Source organism: Labrenzia sp. C1B70 (assembly GCF_000475395.1).
GTDB classification, from domain to species: Bacteria; Pseudomonadota; Alphaproteobacteria; order Rhizobiales; family Stappiaceae; genus Roseibium; species Roseibium algicola.
The window spans coordinates 246126-265208 of sequence record NZ_AXCE01000010.1; the positions used below are offsets into that span (position 1 = coordinate 246126).

The 19083-nt window shown below is 59.3% G+C and carries 16 protein-coding genes; 12 read left to right on the top strand and 4 right to left on the bottom strand.

Going from position 1 to position 19083, the window contains the following annotated elements; translation table 11 throughout:
• Nucleotides 1-14: 14 nt before the first annotated feature.
• Nucleotides 15-1130 (bottom strand): DUF2336 domain-containing protein, encoded by a 1116-nt coding sequence (locus Q666_RS47010; protein WP_023003401.1) that lies wholly within the window; start codon nt 1128-1130, stop codon nt 15-17.
• Nucleotides 1131-1428: 298 nt separating this feature from the next.
• Here Q666_RS47010 and Q666_RS47015 point away from each other — a divergent pair, with 298 nt between their 5' ends.
• From Q666_RS47015 to arsB, 10 genes are all read left to right on the top strand, one after another.
• Complete coding sequence (locus Q666_RS47015; protein ID WP_023003400.1) at nt 1429-3732, top strand: mechanosensitive ion channel domain-containing protein; 2304 nt, start codon at nt 1429-1431, stop codon at nt 3730-3732.
• 171 nt (nt 3733-3903) lie between these two features.
• On the top strand, nt 3904-5424 hold the full coding sequence (gene glpD / locus Q666_RS47020) for a glycerol-3-phosphate dehydrogenase (protein ID WP_023003399.1): 1521 nt from the start codon (nt 3904-3906) through the stop codon (nt 5422-5424).
• A gap of 76 nt (nt 5425-5500) precedes the next feature.
• Nucleotides 5501-6994, top strand: a complete 1494-nt coding sequence (glpK, locus tag Q666_RS47025) for a glycerol kinase GlpK (protein ID WP_023003398.1) — start codon at nt 5501-5503, stop codon at nt 6992-6994.
• Nucleotides 6995-7291: 297 nt separating this feature from the next.
• On the top strand, nt 7292-8896 hold the full coding sequence (locus tag Q666_RS47030; protein WP_023003397.1) for an ABC transporter substrate-binding protein: 1605 nt from the start codon (nt 7292-7294) through the stop codon (nt 8894-8896).
• 118 nt (nt 8897-9014) lie between these two features.
• Nucleotides 9015-10022 (top strand): ABC transporter permease subunit, encoded by a 1008-nt coding sequence (locus Q666_RS47035; RefSeq protein WP_023003396.1) that lies wholly within the window; start codon nt 9015-9017, stop codon nt 10020-10022.
• Between the two features lie 16 nt (nt 10023-10038).
• Nucleotides 10039-10968, top strand: coding sequence for an ABC transporter permease subunit (locus Q666_RS47040; RefSeq protein ID WP_023003395.1), 930 nt, complete (start codon nt 10039-10041; stop codon nt 10966-10968).
• A 3-nt stretch (nt 10969-10971) separates the two neighbouring features.
• Nucleotides 10972-11808: an ABC transporter ATP-binding protein gene (locus Q666_RS47045; RefSeq protein ID WP_023003394.1), complete on the top strand. Its 837-nt coding sequence runs from the start codon at nt 10972-10974 to the stop codon at nt 11806-11808.
• A gap of 1 nt (nt 11809) precedes the next feature.
• On the top strand, nt 11810-12640 hold the full coding sequence (locus Q666_RS47050; RefSeq protein WP_023003393.1) for a dipeptide ABC transporter ATP-binding protein: 831 nt from the start codon (nt 11810-11812) through the stop codon (nt 12638-12640).
• Nucleotides 12641-12833: 193 nt separating this feature from the next.
• Nucleotides 12834-13187 carry a helix-turn-helix domain-containing protein gene (locus Q666_RS47055; RefSeq protein ID WP_023003392.1) on the top strand — a complete coding sequence of 118 codons (354 nt, stop codon included), beginning with the start codon at nt 12834-12836 and terminating at the stop codon, nt 13185-13187.
• Nucleotides 13188-13345: 158 nt separating this feature from the next.
• A complete protein-coding gene (gene arsB / locus Q666_RS47060) occupies nt 13346-14392 on the top strand; it encodes an ACR3 family arsenite efflux transporter (RefSeq protein ID WP_023003391.1) in 1047 nt (348 codons plus the stop codon).
• Here arsB and Q666_RS47065 read toward each other — a convergent pair.
• Entirely contained in the window at nt 14371-15036 is a 666-nt protein-coding gene (locus Q666_RS47065; protein WP_023003390.1) for a GntR family transcriptional regulator, read from the bottom strand. The two genes, arsB and Q666_RS47065, sit on opposite strands and share 22 nt — an antisense overlap.
• A 192-nt stretch (nt 15037-15228) precedes the next feature.
• Between Q666_RS47065 and Q666_RS47070 the strand changes: the two genes are divergently transcribed.
• Nucleotides 15229-16470, top strand: coding sequence for an FAD-dependent oxidoreductase (locus Q666_RS47070; RefSeq protein ID WP_023003389.1), 1242 nt, complete (start codon nt 15229-15231; stop codon nt 16468-16470).
• A gap of 42 nt (nt 16471-16512) precedes the next feature.
• Here Q666_RS47070 and Q666_RS47075 read toward each other — a convergent pair whose 3' ends face one another.
• Both Q666_RS47075 and Q666_RS47080 read right to left on the bottom strand, forming a co-directional pair.
• On the bottom strand, nt 16513-16938 hold the full coding sequence (locus Q666_RS47075; protein WP_023003388.1) for a GNAT family N-acetyltransferase: 426 nt from the start codon (nt 16936-16938) through the stop codon (nt 16513-16515).
• A 224-nt stretch (nt 16939-17162) separates the two neighbouring features.
• Nucleotides 17163-17849 (bottom strand): DUF2270 domain-containing protein, encoded by a 687-nt coding sequence (locus tag Q666_RS47080; protein WP_023003387.1) that lies wholly within the window; start codon nt 17847-17849, stop codon nt 17163-17165.
• 252 nt (nt 17850-18101) lie between these two features.
• On the opposite strand from Q666_RS47080, the gene Q666_RS64850 reads away from it, so the two are divergent.
• On the top strand, nt 18102-19040 hold the full coding sequence (locus tag Q666_RS64850; protein ID WP_023003386.1) for an MliC family protein: 939 nt from the start codon (nt 18102-18104) through the stop codon (nt 19038-19040).
• Nucleotides 19041-19083 lie beyond the last annotated feature (43 nt).

Consider the following 19083-nt stretch of genomic DNA (forward strand, 5'->3'; position numbering starts at 1 on the left):
GCTGCGCGTTGTCGTTACATTGCCGCGACACGTCCGGGACGATCACCCGTGGGTCTTGGTTTCTTTTCCCGACGGTTCGCCTGGAAATCACCGCATCGGGATTGTTTGGTCTGTGCCGTGCTGTCGAGAAACTTCTTGTAGGTGGCCGTCCATTCGGAGCCCTGCGTTGCCGGGATCTTCAAGTGGTCGCAGCGAACCTTGGCGAAAAGGGCGAAGGTCGGTGTGTCGAGGCCGGCTTTCTCCGCGGTTCTGAGAACCAGATCCTTCTTGCCGTTGAAGACCGCATCCTTGAGTGCCTTCTGGGCCGTTCGGCCGCGCGCGCTGAGCAGTTCGATCGCGTGATTGAAGCGGCCATCCTGCAGCAACAGGATCATAAGCTCGTTGACGGTGATTTCCGCACGCTCCGCTTCCCGCCACAGGAGGGTCATGTCCGGATTGTTGAGGGCATCGCCGAACTCCCGGCGCAGCACCTTCAGTCTTGCGATCTGGTCCAGTTGATCCTGCGACAGGGAGCCTTCGATGATACTGCGCAGGCGCTTCTTGGTTTCATCGTCCACAAGCGGCAGCAAGGCCCGGCACACTGCCGGGGAAAGATCGGAGCGCAGGCACAGGTCCTCGCGCAGGACCACGTCTTCCGTGGCGTATTTGACGAAACTCAGCATGGTTTCGCGGGACAGTTTGATCTCGCGGTTGCCGGCCAGAATGCGGTGCACCGGGCGGTCGCCTTTTTCGGCAATGGCATCTGAGACTTCAGGCGAGAGATCGGTGCGGCGAGCAATCACCTGCAGGTGGCTGTTGCTCAGCCGTTCAACGAAGTCGATCAGGTCTTCCTGGGTCAGCGCGGGGCTTTGCGCAAGCAGCGGCATGGCCACATTGACGTCGTCTTCGGCGATCTTGCGGGCAAGTTCCGGCGGCGTGTTGACTTGCGAAGCGAGCTTGTGCGCCAGCCTGGCGCGGTCCCTGGGCGAGCCGACACTGTACAGTTTTATGATTACTTCGGAGAAGATTGCCAGTTCCCGGTCGGTCCGCTCATCGAGGTTCGCGATCACAAGTTCGCTCACCTGCGCGAACAGCCGTCGTCGCGCCTCGTCTGTGCCTTCCTGTGCAAGCTTGATCAAGGACCTGGGCATCCTTCCTCCTCGTCGGGCCAGATTGGCGCCCATATTGTTATTATTACGTTACCCGATAAATGGAGGCTGGCATATTACCTTGCGTAAAGGTGAAATCTTTTTGCGATTTCCAGTGAATCCTTGTTTCTGCTGGTTTTGATGCGATCGTTACTGCACGGGAAACTTGCGTTTTATAATAGTACCTAAAAAATGTCCGAAGACAGCAGTCTGAACCCTTTTCATCCGCGACTGTTCCTCCATATTGTCCCTGCCATGGCCGGACCCCCGCCGGTCTTTCTGGAATTGACAAGAGTTTGAAATGAAGATTTTGCGCTGCTGCCTCTTTGCCCTGATGACAATGATGCTTGCCGGGTTGGCTCCGGTTCTGGCTCAGGAAAGCGGGGGGCAGGCCCCGGCGCAGGAGCAAGCGCCACCGGCCGATGTCGAACAGGCGAGCCAGGCCCTGATAAAGGTTCTGAACGACCCTGAAAGCCGAGCGGCGTTGATCGATCTCTTGCAGAAAAGCACAGGGGACAGCCAGCCTGCTGAAGGTGACAGGCAGGTTCCCGGGAATGAAGCTGCAATTCCGGTTCAGGGTATCTCCCAACCCCTGCAACAGGAAAACTTCGCCCTGCGGATCGGTGAATACACACGGGTTCTGGTGGATGACGCGGGGTATCTGCTGGAGCAGGCAATGCGCTCGTTGAACGGCCTGGTTCTGGTCGCGCGCGGCGATATTCCGGTGAAATGGGACCGGGTCGAGGATATCGCGATCCAGGTCGGCATCGTGCTTCTTGCGGCTTATCTCGGCTTTTTTGCCAGCCAGCTGATCGCGAAGGCACTCTATCCGCGCATGTCGCTTTATGCGCGTTACGGCGGTGGGCTGACGCGCAGTTTCATTCTTGTTCTGACATCGGTCGTCGATGCAGTGACGGTAGGCGTCGGTTGGGCCGTCGGCAACGCGGCGGCCCTGGCAAGCTTCGGTGGAATAAATGCAGGCGTAACACTTCAGGAAAGTCTCGCGCTGAACGCGTTTTTCATCCTTGGCATGGCCAACGTTTCGCTGCGCTTCATATTCGCGCCGGGGCGGCCGGAACTGCGGTTGCTGCCGTTCACCGATGAAAGTTCGCTGTACTGGTACGGCCGTTTGCGGTTGTTCATGTACTGGATGGTCTTTGGCCTGTTCCTGGCCGTGCCGATCGCCAATGTTGCGGTATCCTTCGTGCTCGGCAACGCCTTGCGGTTCCTCGTCGTGCTTCTCGGGATGATCTATCTTCTGGTGCTGGTGCACCAGAACAGGCACCGGGTAAACGAGGGTGCGCGGGATTACGCCGAGCATCTGCAGAGCGCTCTTGCCAAGCGTGCGCTCGCGCTCGTCGGTCAGCTCTGGCACCTGGCTGCCTACGGCTATATCGCGGCGGTTTTCATCATCTGGGTGACCCGGCCGTTTGACGCGACGACCATTATTCTGCGGGCAACGGGACTGTCGATCCTCACCATCATGGCGGGCATGGCCATTTCTCTGGTCGTGACCAAGGCCATCAAGGGCGGGATACGCCTGCCGGACGACCTGAACCGGACCCTTCCGGCGCTTCAGAGCCGGCTGAACGCCTTTGTGCCGCGCCTTCTGAAGTTCATCCGGTTCGCCGTCTTCCTGGTGACGGTGTTGCTGCTTCTGGAGATCTGGGGTCTGTTGACGGTTGCCGAATGGCTGGTCAGCGAAGCCGGGGTGCAGCTTCTGAGCAGCTACGGTTCTGCCTTCCTGGTCCTGCTCGTGGCTTTCATGATCTGGCTCGCCGTCATGTCGTGGGTGGACCTCAGGCTGCAGTCACGCTCCGGATACATCGTAACAGCGCGCGAACGCACGCTGTTCCAGTTGTTCCGCAATGCATCGACGGTCGTCATCGTGGTGATGGCACTGCTCTTGTCGCTGTCGGAAGTCGGTGTCGATATCGGTCCGCTGATCGCCGGTGCCGGTGTTGTCGGTCTGGCGATTTCCTTCGGTGCGCAGACCCTGGTCAAGGACATCATCACCGGAGCCTTCATCCAGGTTGAGAATGCCATCAACGAGGGCGACGTCGTCACCGTTGCCGGGATAACGGGAACGGTCGAGGGGATCACCGTCCGGTCGGTGCGCATGCGCGACATCGACGGAACAACCCACATCATTCCGTTCTCGTCGGTCGACATGGTGTCCAACTTCATGCGCGGCTTCTCCTATCATGTCGCGCTGATCGGTGTTGCCTACGACACGAATATCACCCACGCCAAGGACGCCATGCTGGAAGCCTTCCGCAGACTGAAGGAAACGGATTTCGGACCCAAGATCATCGGTGATTTCGAAATGCACGGCGTTACCAATTTCGGTGCCAGCTCCATTGATATCCGCGGCCGCATCAAGACCGTCCCGGGGGATCAGTGGGGCGTCGGGCGTGCGTATAACGAATTCGTCAAACAGGTCTTTGACGAACGGAATATCGAAATCCCGTTCCCGCAAGTGACCTATCACGCCGCTACACCTCCCTTCGTGGAAGACGGGAACAAACCGAAACAGCGCAAGAAGGTTGACGTTTCTTCGACCCAGTTGGAGGACGATGCTCCGGCAGAGGACGGAGAAAACTAGGCAGATCAATGCCTTGTAGTTTCTGAGTGGTCTATTTAACCCCGGCGGAGGCGCGAGCTTCTTGCCGGGGTGTTTCGTCTTGGTGTGCGAAATTGTTGATTGAATTTCGAGAAGTTTCGTTTTATTTTCATTTTTAATCCTGAGACGCAAAAACACAGGCCGGGGACAGTTATGGCTGCGGATTACGATCTTTTGATCATTGGTGGGGGCATCAACGGAACGGGCATCGCGCGCGACGCGGTCGGCCGGGGGGCTTCGGTACTTCTGGTCGAAATGGGTGACCTTGCCGGCGCCACATCGTCGGCCTCGACCAAGCTCATCCACGGCGGGCTGCGCTATCTGGAATATTACGAGTTCGGTCTGGTGCGCAAAGCGCTGAAAGAGCGTGAAGTGTTGTGGCGCGCAGCGCCGCATATTGCATGGCCGCTGCGGTTCATTCTGCCGCATCACAAGGACCTGCGTCCGGCATGGCTCCTGCGGCTCGGCCTCTTCATGTATGACCATCTCGGCGGGCGGGAATTGCTGCCGGCCACCAAGACCGTGCGCCTGGATCAGGCTCCGTTCTCGCAAGGGCTCAAGAAGCTCTTCAAGAAGGGGTTCGAATATTCGGACTGCTGGGTGGACGATGCCCGACTGGTGGTTCTGAATGCGCGCGATGCGGCTGATCGCGGTGCCGAAATCCAGACGCGCACCAAATGCATCAGCGCGCGGCGCGACGGCGACGTCTGGCAGGTCGTTCTGAGAGACCTTGCAAGCGGCGAGGAAAAGACCGTCACTGCCAATGTGCTGGTCAATGCCGCCGGGCCCTGGGTTGCGGACATGCTGAGCGGCGTCACCGGGGCGAACAACAGTTCCAGCGTCCGGCTGGTCAAGGGCAGCCACATCATCGTCAAGCGCCAGTTCGAACACGACCGTTGCTTCATCTTCCAGAACGGTGACGGCCGGATCGTGTTCGCCATTCCTTATGAAAACGACTTCACGCTGATTGGTACGACCGATGTCGATTTCCAGGATGACCTGAGCAAGGTCGAGATCTCGAAGGACGAAATCGCGTATCTGTGCAAGGCGGCGAGCGAGTATCTGGAAAACGCGATCACGCCTGAAGATGTGGTCCATACCTATTCCGGCGTCCGCCCGCTCTACGATGACGGCGCAAAGGATGCCAAGGCGGCGACGCGCGACTATGTGCTTGAGCTGGATGCGGGCGATACAAAGCCGGCGATCCTGTCCGTCTTTGGTGGCAAGATCACGACCTATCGCAAGCTTGCCGAACATGTCCTGGAAAAGTTGGAGCCGTATCTGCCTTTCAAGCGCGGGGTATGGACGGCCTATGCGCCGCTGCCGGGCGGTGATTTCAAGGTGAGCGAGTTCGACGCGGAAGTGTCACGCCTCAAGGCTGATTATCCGTTCCTGGACAAGGTCTTCGCCACTCGTCTGACCCGTCTTTACGGCACGGATGCGCGCTTCATACTCGGGGAAGCGAAGACGCTCGAAGATCTCGGCCGCTGCTTTGGCTACAATCTTCATGAAGCGGAAGTGAAATGGCTGGTCCGCCGCGAATGGGCCCGCAGCGCGCAGGATATCCTGTGGCGGCGGACGAAACTGGGTTTGCGGCTCAGCGGGGAGGAAGCTGCCGAGCTGGATACCTATCTGTCGGCTTATCTTGCGGAGCAGGCCGGCGCTGCGGCATAGTTTTATCAAACGGAACCAGATGACCTGCCGGCCTTGCCGGCAGTTTTCATGACAAGAAGAAAACGGGAGGTGCGCCATGGCCGGATGTGTTTTGGCAATAGACCAGGGCACGACGTCGAGCCGGGCAATTGTCTTCGGCGACGATTTCCATCCAATCAGTGTGGGGCAGCAGGAGTTTCCGCAACACTTCCCGAAGTCGGGTTGGGTGGAGCATTCGCCGGCCGATATCTGGACGAGTACGCTGCGCGTGTGTCGGGAAGCGCTGGAAAAGGCACCCTCCGGTGGCGCGGATGTTGCCGCGATCGGGATCACCAACCAGCGGGAAACCACCCTTGTCTGGGACCGATCGACGGGCGAACCGGTCTACAACGCCATTGTCTGGCAGGACCGGCGTACGGCCGATTTCTGCGCGAAATTGCGCTCGGAAGGCCGCGAAGGCGTTTTTTCCGCCAAGACGGGCCTGTTGCTGGATCCCTATTTTTCCGGAACCAAGATCGCCTGGATCCTCGACAATGTGGACGGTGTGCGCGAGCGTGCGGAACGCGGTGAGCTTGCCTTCGGCACCGTCGACACATGGCTGATCTGGCAACTCACGGGCGGCAAGGTGCACGCAACCGATGCCACCAACGCTTCCCGGACGCTGATCTACAACATTCACGAAAACAAGTGGGATGAAGAGCTTTGCAAGCTCCTCAACATCCCGCAGAACCTGCTGCCCGAGGTCAAGGACAGTGCGGATGATTTCGGCGTCACGGATACGGAATTGTTCGGCCGGGCAATACCTATCCTCGGTGTTGCCGGCGACCAGCAGGCCGCGACGGTCGGGCAGGCATGCTTCAAACCGGGAATGGTCAAGTCAACCTACGGCACGGGTTGCTTTGCACTGATGAACACCGGGTCCAAACCGGTCCGGTCCAACAACCGCATGCTGACGACCATCGCCTACAGGCTGAACGGCGAAACCACATATGCGCTCGAAGGGTCGATCTTCGTTGCCGGTGCTGCCGTCCAGTGGCTGCGCGACGGTCTGGGGCTCATCGAAAGTGCCGGCGACACGCAGTCGCTTGCCGAACAGGCTGATCCCAACCAGGACGTCTACCTCGTTCCTGCCTTCGTTGGTCTTGGCGCTCCCTACTGGGACGCGGAAGCCCGGGGCGCGCTGTTCGGTCTGACGCGAAACACGGGTCCGAAGGAAATTGCCCGGGCGGTCCTGCAAAGCGTCGGTTACCAGACCAGCGACCTGGTTGAAGCCATGCGGGCAGACTGGCCGGAGGCCGAACAGCCGGTGCTCCGTGTCGATGGCGGCATGACGGCATCCGACTGGACGATGCAGTTCCTGGCCGACATTCTGGGCGCACCGGTCGACCGGCCGACTGTCCCGGAAACGACGGCGCTCGGGGCAGCGTGGCTCGCCGGATCGAAGGCAGGTGTCTGGCCTGGCGCCGAGGCATTTTCGGCAGAATGGAAGCTGGAAAAGCGTTTCGAGCCGCGTTTACAGGAAAGTGAGCGGGCCAGATTGCTTGCCGGATGGCAGGACGCTGTCAAACGAACCCGTTCTACGCAGGATTGAGAAATTCAGGGGCTCCCGTTGTTGCGGGAGCCTTTTGTTTTCAGGCGGTTAGATGAAGCTTGAAAAACGCTGCCGTTGCGGTATTTGTTTCTCGTGAGTTAACGTTGCCGCATTAAAAATTTACGGCAGCAACTCTTACCTAGCAAAAAAATTTCAAAAACATCCTCAAATTAGAAATATGTTGGCAGTTGATTTTCTGCCAAAAAAACGCCTTAGTTTGCGCTGGCTTGGGCTTAACTCCTTTGCGCGATTCAACGATGCAAGGCCCTTGCTCTTCATCAAGGGGAGAACAGTTTGATGAATTTCCAAAAAACCTTGAAGGCATCCCTTCTTGGCGTAAGCCTTGCTGTGATTGCAGCGACCGGCGCTTCTGCAAAAAACCTGGTTTATTGCTCTGAAGGTTCGCCTGAAGGCTTTGATGCTGCACTTTACACCGCAGGCACGACGTTCGACGCTTCCTCCAAGCCGATCTACAACCGGCTTGTCGAGTTCAAGCGCGGCACGACCGAAGTGCTGCCGGGCCTGGCTGAAAGCTGGGAAGTTTCCGAAGACGGTCTGGAATACACCTTCAAGCTGCGTCAGGGTGTGAAGTTCCACACCACCAGCTTCTTCACGCCGACCCGTGAATTCAATGCAGACGACGTGATCTTCACCTTCGAGCGTCAGCTGAAGAAGGATCATCCGTGGCACGAATACACCGCCGGTACCGCGTGGGAATATTTCGACGGCATGTCCATGCCGGACCTGATCAAGGAAATCGTCAGGGTTGACGACTACACGGTCAAGTTCGTCCTGAACCGTCCGGAAGCACCGATGATCGCCAACCTGGCGATGGACTTCGCTTCCGTCGTGTCCGCCGAATACGCAGCCCAGCTTGAAGCAGCCGGTTCCAAGGAACAGCTGAACCAGCAGCCGGTCGGCACCGGTCCGTTCTCCTTCGTGGGTTACCAGAAGGACGCCGTGATCCGTTATGCGGCAAACCCGGACTACTGGGGTGGCAAGCAGCCGGTCGACAACCTGATCTTCGCGATCACTCCGGATGCAGCCGTGCGTCTTCAGAAGCTGAAGGCCGGTGAATGTCACGTCATGCCGTACCCGGCACCGGCCGACATCGCCGACATCAAGGCTGACGGCAACCTGACCCTGATGGAACAGCAGGGCCTGAACGTCGGTTACCTCGCTTACAACACCAAGCAGGCACCGTTCGACAAGCCGGAAGTCCGCAAGGCGCTGAACCACGCGATCAACAAGCAGGCGATCCTCGACGCAGTTTTCCAGGGCTCCGGCCAGGCTGCCAAGAACCCGATCCCGCCGACCATGTGGTCCTACAACGACGCCGTTGAAGACGACGACTACAATCCGGAACTGGCCAAGGAAATGCTGGCAGCAGCTGGTGTATCCGATCTTTCCATGAAGATCTGGGCAATGCCGGTACAGCGTCCGTACAACCCGAACGCTCGTCGTATGGCTGAAGTCATGCAGGCCGACTTCGCGAACGTCGGCGTGAACGTCGAGATCGTTTCCTACGAATGGGGTGAATACCTGTCCCGTTCCAAGGACGAGAACCGCGACGGTGCCGTGCTTCTCGGCTGGACCGGTGACAACGGCGACCCGGACAACTTCCTGGCCGTTCTGCTCGGCTGTGACGGTGTCGGCGGCTCCAACCGCGCCCAGTGGTGCAACGAAGAGTTCGACGCGCTGATCAAGAAGGCAAAGACCGTGACCAGCAAGGAAGAGCGCACCAAGCTCTACGAAGAGGCACAGGTCGTGTTCAAGGAGCAGGCTCCGTGGGCAACCATCGCGCACTCCGTGGTCTTCATGCCGATGTCCTCCAAGGTCTCTGGCTACGTCATGGACCCGCTCGGCGGCCACTGGTTTGACGGCGTGGACATTGCGGAGTAAATCCGCCTAACTCGAAGAGGGCGCTGGCAGCAATGCCGGCGCCTTCGGACATTCTGGCCGGCGGATGCTTTCCTGACATCAGGTCGTTTCCGCTGGCTCTTCGTATCTGGAACCTGACATGCTTCGCTTTCTTCTAGGTCGTCTCGGCCTGTTGATACCGACATTCTTCGGCGTCACCCTCGTCGCCTTCTCGTTTATCCGCATGCTGCCCGGCGATCCTGCCGAACTGCTCGCAGGCGAGCGCGGTATATCTGATGAGCGGAGGGCTCAGGTCCTTGGCCAGCTTGGCTTCGACAAACCGCTCTGGCAACAGTACCTCGACTACATCGCAGGTATCTTCCAGGGAGATCTGGGCACGTCCTTCGTGTCGAAGAAGCCGGTGCTGGATGAATTTCTGACACTGTTTCCGGCGACTGCCGAACTCGCGCTCTGCGCCATCATCATTGCCGTCTGCCTTGGCATTCCCGCCGGCATCTTCGCGGCCGTGAAGCGCGGATCGGTTGCCGACCAGGCAATCATGGGCACGGCGCTGGTCGGTTACTCGATGCCGATCTTCTGGTGGGGCCTGCTGCTGATCATCCTGTTTTCGGGAACCCTCGGCTGGACACCGGTCTCCGGGCGCATCTCGCTGATGTTCTTCTTCCCGCAGGTCACCGGCTTCATGCTGATCGACAGTCTGCTGTCCGGCGAGAAGGGGGCCTTCCTCTCCGCCGTCCGGCACCTGATCCTGCCGTCCATCGTTCTGGCGACCATTCCGATGGCGGTGATCGCACGCCAGACACGATCCGCCATGCTGGAAGTTCTGGGCGAGGACTACGTGCGCACGGCCCGCGCGAAAGGCCTGCCGCCCCGCGCGGTGATCGGTCTGCATGCGCTGCGCAATGCCCTTATCCCGGTGGTGACCACCATCGGCCTGCAGGTCGGCGTGCTTCTTGCCGGCGCGATCCTGACAGAGACTATCTTCTCCTGGCCTGGCATCGGCAAATGGCTCGTCGACAGCATCTCGCGCCGCGACTACTTCGTGGTCCAGGGTGGTCTGCTGCTGATTGCCGGGATCATCATGATGGTCAACCTGATCGTGGACGTGCTCTACGGCCTGATCAATCCGCGAATTCGCCACAACTGAGCCGGGGACAAGGAAAATGACAAATACCTCGCCGGCTGCGAAAGCCGATCAGACCAAGCTCCAGGCCGAAAGCCGCAACGCCACCAAGGCGCAGCTTGTCGAGTTCTGGTACTACTTCTCACAGAACAAGGGTGCCGTTGTCGGCCTCGTGGTGTTCGCGTTGCTGGTCCTTATGGCCATCTTCGCGCCGCTGGTCGCACCGCATAGTCCCGACTTTCAGTATCGCGACAGTTTCCTCGTGCCTCCGGTCTGGGAGGAGGGCGGCAAGGCCGCGTTCCTGCTCGGAACGGACGCCGTTGGCCGTGATATTCTTTCGCGCCTCATCTTCGGCGCGCGCTTCTCGCTGTTCATCGGTGTTGTCGTCGTCACCATCGCCCTTGTCGGCGGTGTCGTGATCGGCCTTGTCGCCGGTTACATGCGCGGCATGACCGACACGCTGATCATGCGTGTGATGGACATCATCCTGGCATTCCCTTCGCTTCTGCTGGCCCTCGTGCTGGTGGCTATCCTGGGGCCCGGGCTGATCAATGCCATGATCGCAATTGCCATCGTGCTGCAGCCGCATTTCGTGCGTCTGACCCGCGCGGCCGTCTTGTCCGAACGTACACGGGACTATGTCGTCGCGGCGAAGGTGGCAGGTGCCGGGCACATGCGGCTGATGTTCAAGACAATCCTGCCGAACTGTCTGGCGCCGCTGATCGTTCAGGCGACGCTGTCGTTCTCCAACGCGATCCTGGATGCGGCTGCCCTCGGCTTCCTGGGCATGGGAGCACAGCCGCCAACACCGGAATGGGGCACCATGCTTGCCGAAGCGCGCGAATTCATCCTGCGCGCGTGGTGGGTGGTAACCTTCCCGGGTCTGGCGATCCTGATCACCGTTCTTGCCATCAACCTGGTCGGTGACGGTCTGCGCGATGCGCTCGACCCGAAACTGAAGAGGAGCTAAGCCATGTCTCTTCTTGAAATCAGAAACCTGAAGGTCGAGTTCGACACCGCCAAGGGCCCGTTCAAGGCGCTCGACGGCGTTGATTATGCGGTCGATGCAGGCGAGGTCCTGGCGATCGTCGGCGAATCCGGGTCCGGAAAATCCGTCGCCATGTTGGCGACCATGGGTCTGCTGCCGAACACGGCAACGATCACCGCCGACAAGATGGAATTCGAGGGTCTCGACCTGCGCACCCTGTCGGCCAAGGAACGGCGCCGGGTGATCGGGAAAGACATCTCGATGATCTTCCAGGAGCCGATTGCCAGCCTCAACCCGTGTTTCACGGTCGGCTTCCAGCTCAGTGAAACATTGAAGACCCACATGGGGTTGAAGGGACGTCAGGCCCGGGACCGAGTGGTCGAGATCCTGACTTCCGTCGGTATTCCGAACCCAGCCGAACGCCTGTCCGCATTTCCGCATCAGATGTCCGGCGGCCAGTGCCAGCGTGTGATGATCGCCATGGCAATTGCCTGTGCGCCGAAACTGCTGATCGCCGACGAGCCGACGACTGCCCTTGACGTGACGATCCAGAAACAGATCCTGGATCTCCTGGTCAAGCTGCAGCAGGACAGCGGCATGGGGTTGATCATGATTACCCATGACATGGGCGTGGTGGCCGAAACCGCCGATCGTGTCATCGTGCAGTACAAGGGCCGCAAGATGGAGGAGGCCGACGTGCTGTCCCTCTTCGAAAACCCCAAGAACCCGTATACGAAGGCATTGCTTTCAGCGCTGCCGGAAAATGCCACGGGCGACCGCTTGCCGACGGTGAGCGACTTTGCCGAAGCGGGAGGTTTCTGAGATGGCTGACGATGTGATCCTCAAGGTCCGCGATCTGTACCGGACCTATGACATCAAGGGCGGCATGTTCAAGAAGGCGTCGACCCTGACCGCCGTCAAGGGTGTGAACCTGGATGTGGAACGCGGCACAACCCTTGCCGTGGTCGGCGAAAGTGGCTGTGGCAAGTCGACCCTTGCGCGCATGCTCACCATGATCGACGCTCAGTCTTCCGGCCTTATCGAGATCGACGGCCTGCCGATCGATATCTCCAAGACCGGTATTTCCCGCGAAATGCGCCAGAAGGTGCAGATCGTTTTCCAGAACCCCTATGGCTCGCTGAACCCGCGCCAGAAGATTGGCCATGTTCTGGAAGAGCCGCTTCTCCTGAACACCGACATGCCGTCGGCAGAACGCCGTGACCTGGCGCTGCAGATGCTGGAGAAGGTCGGGTTGCAGCCGGAGCACTACGGCCGTTATCCGCACATGTTCTCCGGTGGCCAGCGCCAGCGCATCGCGATTGCGCGGGCAATCATGATGAAGCCGAAGTTGCTGGTGCTCGACGAACCGGTCTCCGCGCTTGACCTGTCGGTCCAGGCGCAGATTCTGAACCTGCTTGCAGACCTGCAGGAAGAGATGGGCCTCACCTATGTGTTCATCTCTCACGACCTGTCGGTGGTGCGCTACATCGCAGACAAGGTGATGGTGATGTATTTCGGTGAAGTGGTGGAATACGGCACACGGGACGAAGTTTTCGAGAACCCGCAGCACGATTACACCAAGACACTGTTCGCCGCGACGCCGAATGCGGATGTGGAAAGCATCAGGAAACGACTGGCTGCAAAGGCTGCCTGAACCGGCAGTTCTGTCAGACGCTGAAAACAAGACCCTCGCTCTTTCCGGAGCGGGGGTCTTTTGCTTTCGGTCACGGAGGTACCGGGATTGACCTGCGCTCAGATTCCGGCCCGGTCGCAGCTTCGGTTTGCAACTTCTCGCAACGCAGCAATTTTTGGGTTGCATAGTTCCATATTTCGAGTATTCTCGAAATATGGAAAAAGAAGACGCCCAGAATGCATTGGCAGCTCTTGGTCAGGAAACCCGCCTCGACGTCTTTCGCCTGTTGGTGAAGGCCGGAAAAGAAGGCATGACCGCCGGTGCCATCTCAGATGCACTCGATGTGCGTCCGAATACCCTGTCGACCCACCTGGGCGCCTTGTCCCGATCCGGCCTTGTGCACGCCGAACGGGACGGGCGCTCGATTTGTTATCGGGCGAGCCTGGAAGCGATGCAGGGCCTCGTGACCTACCTGTTGCAGGATTGCTGCGGCGGCAACCCGGAACTCTGCGCACCGATCGCATCGCTTGTGGCCGGTGGCGGCTGTGAACCAGGTGGGAAGTGCTGACATTCAGGAAACAGATATGCCTGGATGCCGGAAGGTTCCTTTCGGCAGCAAGACAAGCTGCGTGACCGGTTTTGAGCGATTTGATGTTGAGACACCTCGGGCAGGTTTTCCACGCTGCTCCCTGGTTTGCTGAAATGCCGATGTGAGAGAGAGTTGGAATGACACAGGAAACGTCACCCATGGGGCTCTTCGAGCGCTTCTTGTCGCTCTGGGTTGCCTTGTGCATAGCCGCCGGGGTCGGGCTCGGCGCCCTCTTTCCCGGGGTCTTCGAGGCGATCGCCTCTCTGGAATATGCCAGCGTCAATCTGGTTGTGGCCGTACTCATCTGGGTGATGATCTACCCGATGATGGTCAACGTCGATTTTGCCTCGCTGAAGGATGTCGGCCGCAAGCCGAAGGGGCTCTGCATCACGATCGTCGTCAACTGGCTGGTCAAACCCTTCACGATGGCGGCACTCGGCATCCTGTTCTTCGAACACGTATTCGCGGGGCTGGTGGATCCGCAGACTGCGAAAGAGTACATCGCCGGCATGATCCTGCTCGGGGTCGCGCCGTGCACGGCCATGGTCTTCGTCTGGAGCCAGCTGGTGCGCGGCGATGCCAACTACACGCTTGTCCAGGTCTCCATCAACGACATCATCATGGTGTTTGCCTTCGCGCCCATCGCAGCGCTACTGCTTGGTGTGACCGACATTGTCGTACCGTGGCAGACCTTGCTGCTGTCGGTGATCCTTTATGTGATCATTCCGCTGGTGGCCGGCTATTTTACCCGCAAGGCGCTGGATGGATCGGGGAGCGATGAGCGTATCGCCGAGTTCACGGGAAAGGTCAAACCCTTCTCCGTCATGGGTCTTCTGGCAACCGTTGTCCTGCTGTTCGGATTTCAGGCGCAGACCATTCTGGAAAAGCCGCTGGTGATCGTGTTGATTGCCGTGCCCCTGCTTATCCAGAGCTATGGCATTTTCTTCGTCGCCTACGCCTGGGGGTACCTGTGGCGGGTGCCGTTCAACACCGCTGCGCCGGCAGCGCTGATCGGGACGTCCAACTTCTTCGAACTTGCCGTGGCCGTTGCCATCAGCCTGTTCGGTCTGAACTCGGGCGCTGCCCTTGCGACGGTTGTCGGTGTTCTTGTGGAAGTGCCGGTGATGCTGTCGCTGGTCGCCTTTGCAAACCGGACACGGTCTCACTTTCCGGCGGCTGCCTGACCGGAGCCGCTGACCAGCGTCGTTGCCTGACGGCGCAGGTACAGCATCAGGTTTTCCGCGTGATCCATCGCGGCGGCCTCGTCTCCGGCAGCAACGGCGCGCATGACCTCCATGTGGCTCCAGGCTGCCGGGGTGAGATCCTCCTCACCAAAATGGCGGTACCAGAACCGGCGGCTCTGCGTCTGCAAAGGGGCCAGAGCCTTTGCAGCAAATGGGTTGCAGGCAGCGGCCGAAACGACTTCGTCGAAGGCTTTGTCCAGGCGCAGATAGTCCGCCACGTCCGGCTTCGCAGCCGCCTCGCGCATGTCTAGCGCAATCGTTTCCAGGGTTCTGCGGTCGTCCTTGCTGGCAAGCCGCGCTGCCAGCCCTGCAACGAGACGTTCCAGGGCGTGGCGGGCCTCAAGGACCTTCAGAAAATCGGACGGGTTCATTTCCGCAACGACAATGCCAAGCCGCGGCCGGATGTTCAAAAGGCCTTCCCAGGACAGCCGCTGAATGGCTTCGCGTATGGGTGTTCTGCCAAAACCCAGTCTCTGTGTAAGCGCGGCTTCCGTTACGGTTGCCCCTGGTTTCAGTTTCAGGGTCACGATTTCTTCTTCCAGCAGGCGATAAGCCTGAGTGGATCGGCTGAAATCTGCGGACATGAAAGTCTGGGCCTTTATATGTTTCAGATGTGCGAGTGATATATCAGAAGGTCAGCCGCTAGACGAGCCTTGCCGGTTCTGGCAGGACGGTGAACCTGAAAACAGACTGTTGGTCCGGTCGGTGGATCCTTGCGACATCCGCATTGTTTCGCCAACCAGGTCGTTGATCGCGAACGAGAAAAGACACGCCGAATGAGCAAGGGACATGTCCATGTGGTTGGTGCGGGCATCGTCGGGCTGGCGACCGCTGCCAGCCTGGTGCAACGCGGATACGGCGTTACGGTGCTGGACCGCGAAGGCCCTGCGGCAGGCGCAAGCCAGGGCAACGCGGCTGCCATCGCCTGGACAGACGTCGCGCCTCTTGCTTCGCCCGGCTTGTGGAAACAGGCCTTCAAATGGATGCTGGATCCGCTGGGTCCCTTGTCGGTTCGTCCAGCTTATGCGCTCAAGATCCTCCCGTGGATGCTGCGTTTCATGGCGGCTTCAAACCCCGCAAAGGTGGCGCAGAGCACGAAGGCGCTGGCGGATCTGAATGGAGGCGCTCTTCCGGCCTGGGAAGCGCTCTGGCGGACGACGGGAACCCACAACCAGGTGCGCCGGGACGGCTGCCTGGAGCTGTTCGACACGGTGCAGTCGCTTGAAGCCTCTCGCGCGGGCTGGGCCGAGCAGCGCGACTACGGCATCAAGGTTGAGGAGCTGGATGCATCAGCGATCCGGGATCTGGAACCGGACCTTTCTTCCCGTGTTGTTGGCGGGGCACTCGTGCCGGACTGGGTGCAGGTGGATGAGCCCAAGGTCCTTTGCCTTTCGGTTGCCGAGTGGCTGTCATCTCAGGGTGTCAAGTTCGAGGTTGGTGAGGTCAGCCGCTTGCAGCCCAATGACAAGGGCTGTGACGTGATCCTGAAAGACGGCAGCACGATCGCGGCCGAGCGACTGGTGATTGCCTGCGGGGCATGGTCGAAGACCCTTGCCGCGCAGCTGGGAGATCAGATCCCGCTGGATACGGAGCGCGGTTACAACATCACCATCCCGAACCCCGGCGTTAACGTGAACCGCATGATCATGCTGTCCGGTCACGGGTTCGTCCTGTCGCGTCTGTCCAGCGGCTTGCGCGTCGGCGGAGCGGTGGAATTCGGCGGTCTCGACCTGCCGCCGAACTGGCGCCGCGTGGACGCAATGCTGGCCAAGGCAAAGCTGTTTTTCCCGGAGCTCAAGTCGGAAGGCGGCAAACGCTGGATGGGGTTCCGCCCGTCGATTCCGGACAGCCTGCCGGTCATCTCACCGGCAACACGGCATAGCAGCATCTTTTATGCCTTTGGCCACGCCCACCACGGTCTGACGCAATCTGCCGTCACAGGGCAGATGATTGCGGACATGATCGAAGGCGCACGGCCTGATATCAATCCAGCGCCCTTTGCGGCAAGCCGGTTCTGAGCCAAAGCCTGTTGCGGCGGCCCGAAGGCCGCCGCTTTTCTGTCAGGGCTTCATCGCCATTTTAATGCTGATGTGCTGTGCCTGTTCGTGAAAGTATTCTCCGGTCGGCACAAAGCCATAGGCGGTGTAAAAACGCCGACCGCGAGCATTCTCCTTGAAGACTTCAACGGTGAGCGGCCCCTTCTGTTTGACCGCGTGATCCACAAGGGCCCTTCCGAGGCCACGTCCATGATATTGCGGGTCCAGAAACAGGCCGCCGATGTAGTTGTCCAGCAGCGAGATGAAACCGACGGCAACACCATTGATCTCCGTGACGTAGGTTGCCGCCTTCGGCAGATAGATGTCGCGGATGGCGGTGGCGGCCATGTCGTGGAAGTCGTCACTCAGAAACGGGTGGGCGAATTCACTGGCCTTGCGCCAGATATGGATGATCCGTTCAGCGTCCTGGCTGACATAGGGTCTGATCATTTGGATAACATTGTCCTCGTCCGATCATGAGGTCACGACCGGGTGGTGTCTCTCTTCAGGTTTGGCAAACGCAGTCCGGAGCAGCCGGAGGCGATTTGCGGATGGGCACCGATGGGTGCCCGAGAGGTCAGGACATAAAATCTCCGAAGTGGACTGAGAGGCCCATACCACACCCGGTTGCCGGAGGAAAAGACATGTGCTTCTCGAAACTGACATCGGCCGTCTCAGATCGACTGCATCGGCGAGCGGCGTTTTTCCCGGTAGAGCTTGTCCAGTCGCAAGGTCACGATGGCAAACACCACCCAGCTGGTATGAAAGACAAGACCTGCAAGCATGACGGTCCATCCGGGGATCGGCCCTATCGCCGCCCGTTGGAACACGTCGGCAAGGCTGGTCAGTGGCACGGGGTGTATCGCCAGCTTGCCGTAGTAGGCGACAGCCTGGATCGCCAGGATCCAGGAATAGTTGCTGCGCAAGCGCCGTCCTGCCGCCCTGACCAGCGAAATATGATAATGCGGCATCTCATAGTCGTCGGAGAGCATCGTTGCCCAGCTTCCGCGCATGGGCACTTTGCCTCCGGCGAGGATGGGCGCGTAAAAGTCCGTCTCCATCAGCCGAGCCCGCGCCCGAAACATGTTGTAGTAGCGGTAGCGGCGAGCTTCGAAGATCAGGAAAACAGTTACCAGCAGCCCCACCAGCACCATGGGCAAGGGTGATGCTTCCTTGTTGGAGAATGTCGCGGACAGGGCGATGCCGGTGGTGACGACGGCCCAGTTGGTGGTGTTGTCGAGGCGGGTGCGCCAATGGGTGCTGCGAAACACCTCCGCGCGGTACAGGTGGGCAAGCGCGGTGAGCGTGCCGGACTCCATGTCCTGCTTGGGCCAGTCCTGTTCCTGATCCTTCTGAGACATATTCCGTTCCTAAACGGACTTCCTATTAAAACAGAGTAATGCAGTTTCCCGCTATTGCCAGAGGGGCAAAATTGACCATGGCGAAGCCGGGGAAGGGCGCGCGCTGCCTGTCTGACAAAGTGCCGCGCAAGCAGCCGCAAAACGAAGTTCCATTTCCTGTTCGTATGACCTAAAGTTCGTCGTTGAATACAGTAATTTTCTCCGAAGACGCTGCATTTCCTCTTAAGTAACTTCAATAGAACAGGCATTTTGATGAGCAGATTTTCGCTTTATGTCGTGCTGGCAACACTTGTTTTGCCAGCCAATTTCGCTTTCGCCTCACCGGACGTCGATTTCCCGCAAAACGGTGCATCCTACGGCGGCAAGGTTCGCAGTGGTCCTGGTATGCAATACGGGCAAAGCGGCAGTCTCCGTCAGGGGGATGCCATTTTGATCCTGTCCGGTACCGGGGTCATGATGAATGGATACGAGTGGTTCCAGGTCAGGTACCGCAACGGACAGACAGGCTATCACTGGGGCGGGCTGTTCTGTTCGGAGCGCCCATACCCGGGGATATACGAGGTCTGCGGTGGCCGGCCTCAGGTCCAGAACCCGGTTCCGCAGCAACCTGGCGGCCAACTGTCGGCAGCTCCTGGTGTGAATGGCCAGAATGTTGGTGTCGTCCGGCATTCTGGCGGCAGTTTCACAAACGTTGGAAACGGCCAGTGGCAGGAAGCGGATGTCTACGGCACCGTGAATTTCTATTTTCAGGAATTCGGCCGGGACGACTGGTCGGTGTATCTCCACGATGCTTCAAGAAATGTGACGCTGCAGCTGGATCTGCATCGGCGCATGATCCTTTATGCGCAGGGAAATGGTCCGCGGTCGGACCTTTACCAGATCACCGATGCCTTTCCGGCGCGCAACTATCAACCGGCGGCAGCTGGCAATGTGGCGCAGCCGGCCGCCGGTGACTCAGTTACGGTGCATTACACGTGCACCGAAGGATTGCCTTTGACGGCCACCTACGTGCAAAGCGGCAACGGCCACCTGATCTATACCATTGACGGTCACACGCCGAGACGGCTCGAGCAGGTCGTCTCAGGGTCAGGCGCGCGTTATACGGACGGTCAGTACACGGTTCACAGCAAGGGACGGCAGCTCTTGCTCCAGTCGCCTTCGGGCATCGATGACTGTTACGAAAACCAGTAGCAGGTTGATCCAGCGGCGCTCATAACGCCGCTGGATCAGTCCG

Excerpts from the sequence above, each read along its gene's own strand:
- Q666_RS47045 (WP_023003394.1), top strand. The coding sequence starts at position 10,972 with ATGTCTCTTCTTGAAATCAGAAACCTGAAGGTCGAGTTCGACACCGCC.
- Q666_RS47080 (WP_023003387.1), bottom strand. The coding sequence starts at position 17,849 with ATGTCTCAGAAGGATCAGGAACAGGACTGGCCCAAGCAGGACATGGAG.
- Q666_RS64850 (WP_023003386.1), top strand. The coding sequence starts at position 18,102 with ATGAGCAGATTTTCGCTTTATGTCGTGCTGGCAACACTTGTTTTGCCA.
- glpK (WP_023003398.1), top strand. The coding sequence starts at position 5,501 with ATGGCCGGATGTGTTTTGGCAATAGACCAGGGCACGACGTCGAGCCGG.
- Q666_RS47030 (WP_023003397.1), top strand. The coding sequence starts at position 7,292 with ATGAATTTCCAAAAAACCTTGAAGGCATCCCTTCTTGGCGTAAGCCTT.
- Q666_RS47010 (WP_023003401.1), bottom strand. The coding sequence starts at position 1,130 with ATGCCCAGGTCCTTGATCAAGCTTGCACAGGAAGGCACAGACGAGGCG.
- Q666_RS47065 (WP_023003390.1), bottom strand. The coding sequence starts at position 15,036 with ATGTCCGCAGATTTCAGCCGATCCACTCAGGCTTATCGCCTGCTGGAA.
- arsB (WP_023003391.1), top strand. The coding sequence starts at position 13,346 with ATGACACAGGAAACGTCACCCATGGGGCTCTTCGAGCGCTTCTTGTCG.
- Q666_RS47075 (WP_023003388.1), bottom strand. The coding sequence starts at position 16,938 with ATGATCAGACCCTATGTCAGCCAGGACGCTGAACGGATCATCCATATC.
- Q666_RS47035 (WP_023003396.1), top strand. The coding sequence starts at position 9,015 with ATGCTTCGCTTTCTTCTAGGTCGTCTCGGCCTGTTGATACCGACATTC.
- glpD (WP_023003399.1), top strand. The coding sequence starts at position 3,904 with ATGGCTGCGGATTACGATCTTTTGATCATTGGTGGGGGCATCAACGGA.
- Q666_RS47055 (WP_023003392.1), top strand. The coding sequence starts at position 12,834 with ATGGAAAAAGAAGACGCCCAGAATGCATTGGCAGCTCTTGGTCAGGAA.
- Q666_RS47050 (WP_023003393.1), top strand. The coding sequence starts at position 11,810 with ATGGCTGACGATGTGATCCTCAAGGTCCGCGATCTGTACCGGACCTAT.
- Q666_RS47040 (WP_023003395.1), top strand. The coding sequence starts at position 10,039 with ATGACAAATACCTCGCCGGCTGCGAAAGCCGATCAGACCAAGCTCCAG.
- Q666_RS47015 (WP_023003400.1), top strand. The coding sequence starts at position 1,429 with ATGAAGATTTTGCGCTGCTGCCTCTTTGCCCTGATGACAATGATGCTT.
- Q666_RS47070 (WP_023003389.1), top strand. The coding sequence starts at position 15,229 with ATGAGCAAGGGACATGTCCATGTGGTTGGTGCGGGCATCGTCGGGCTG.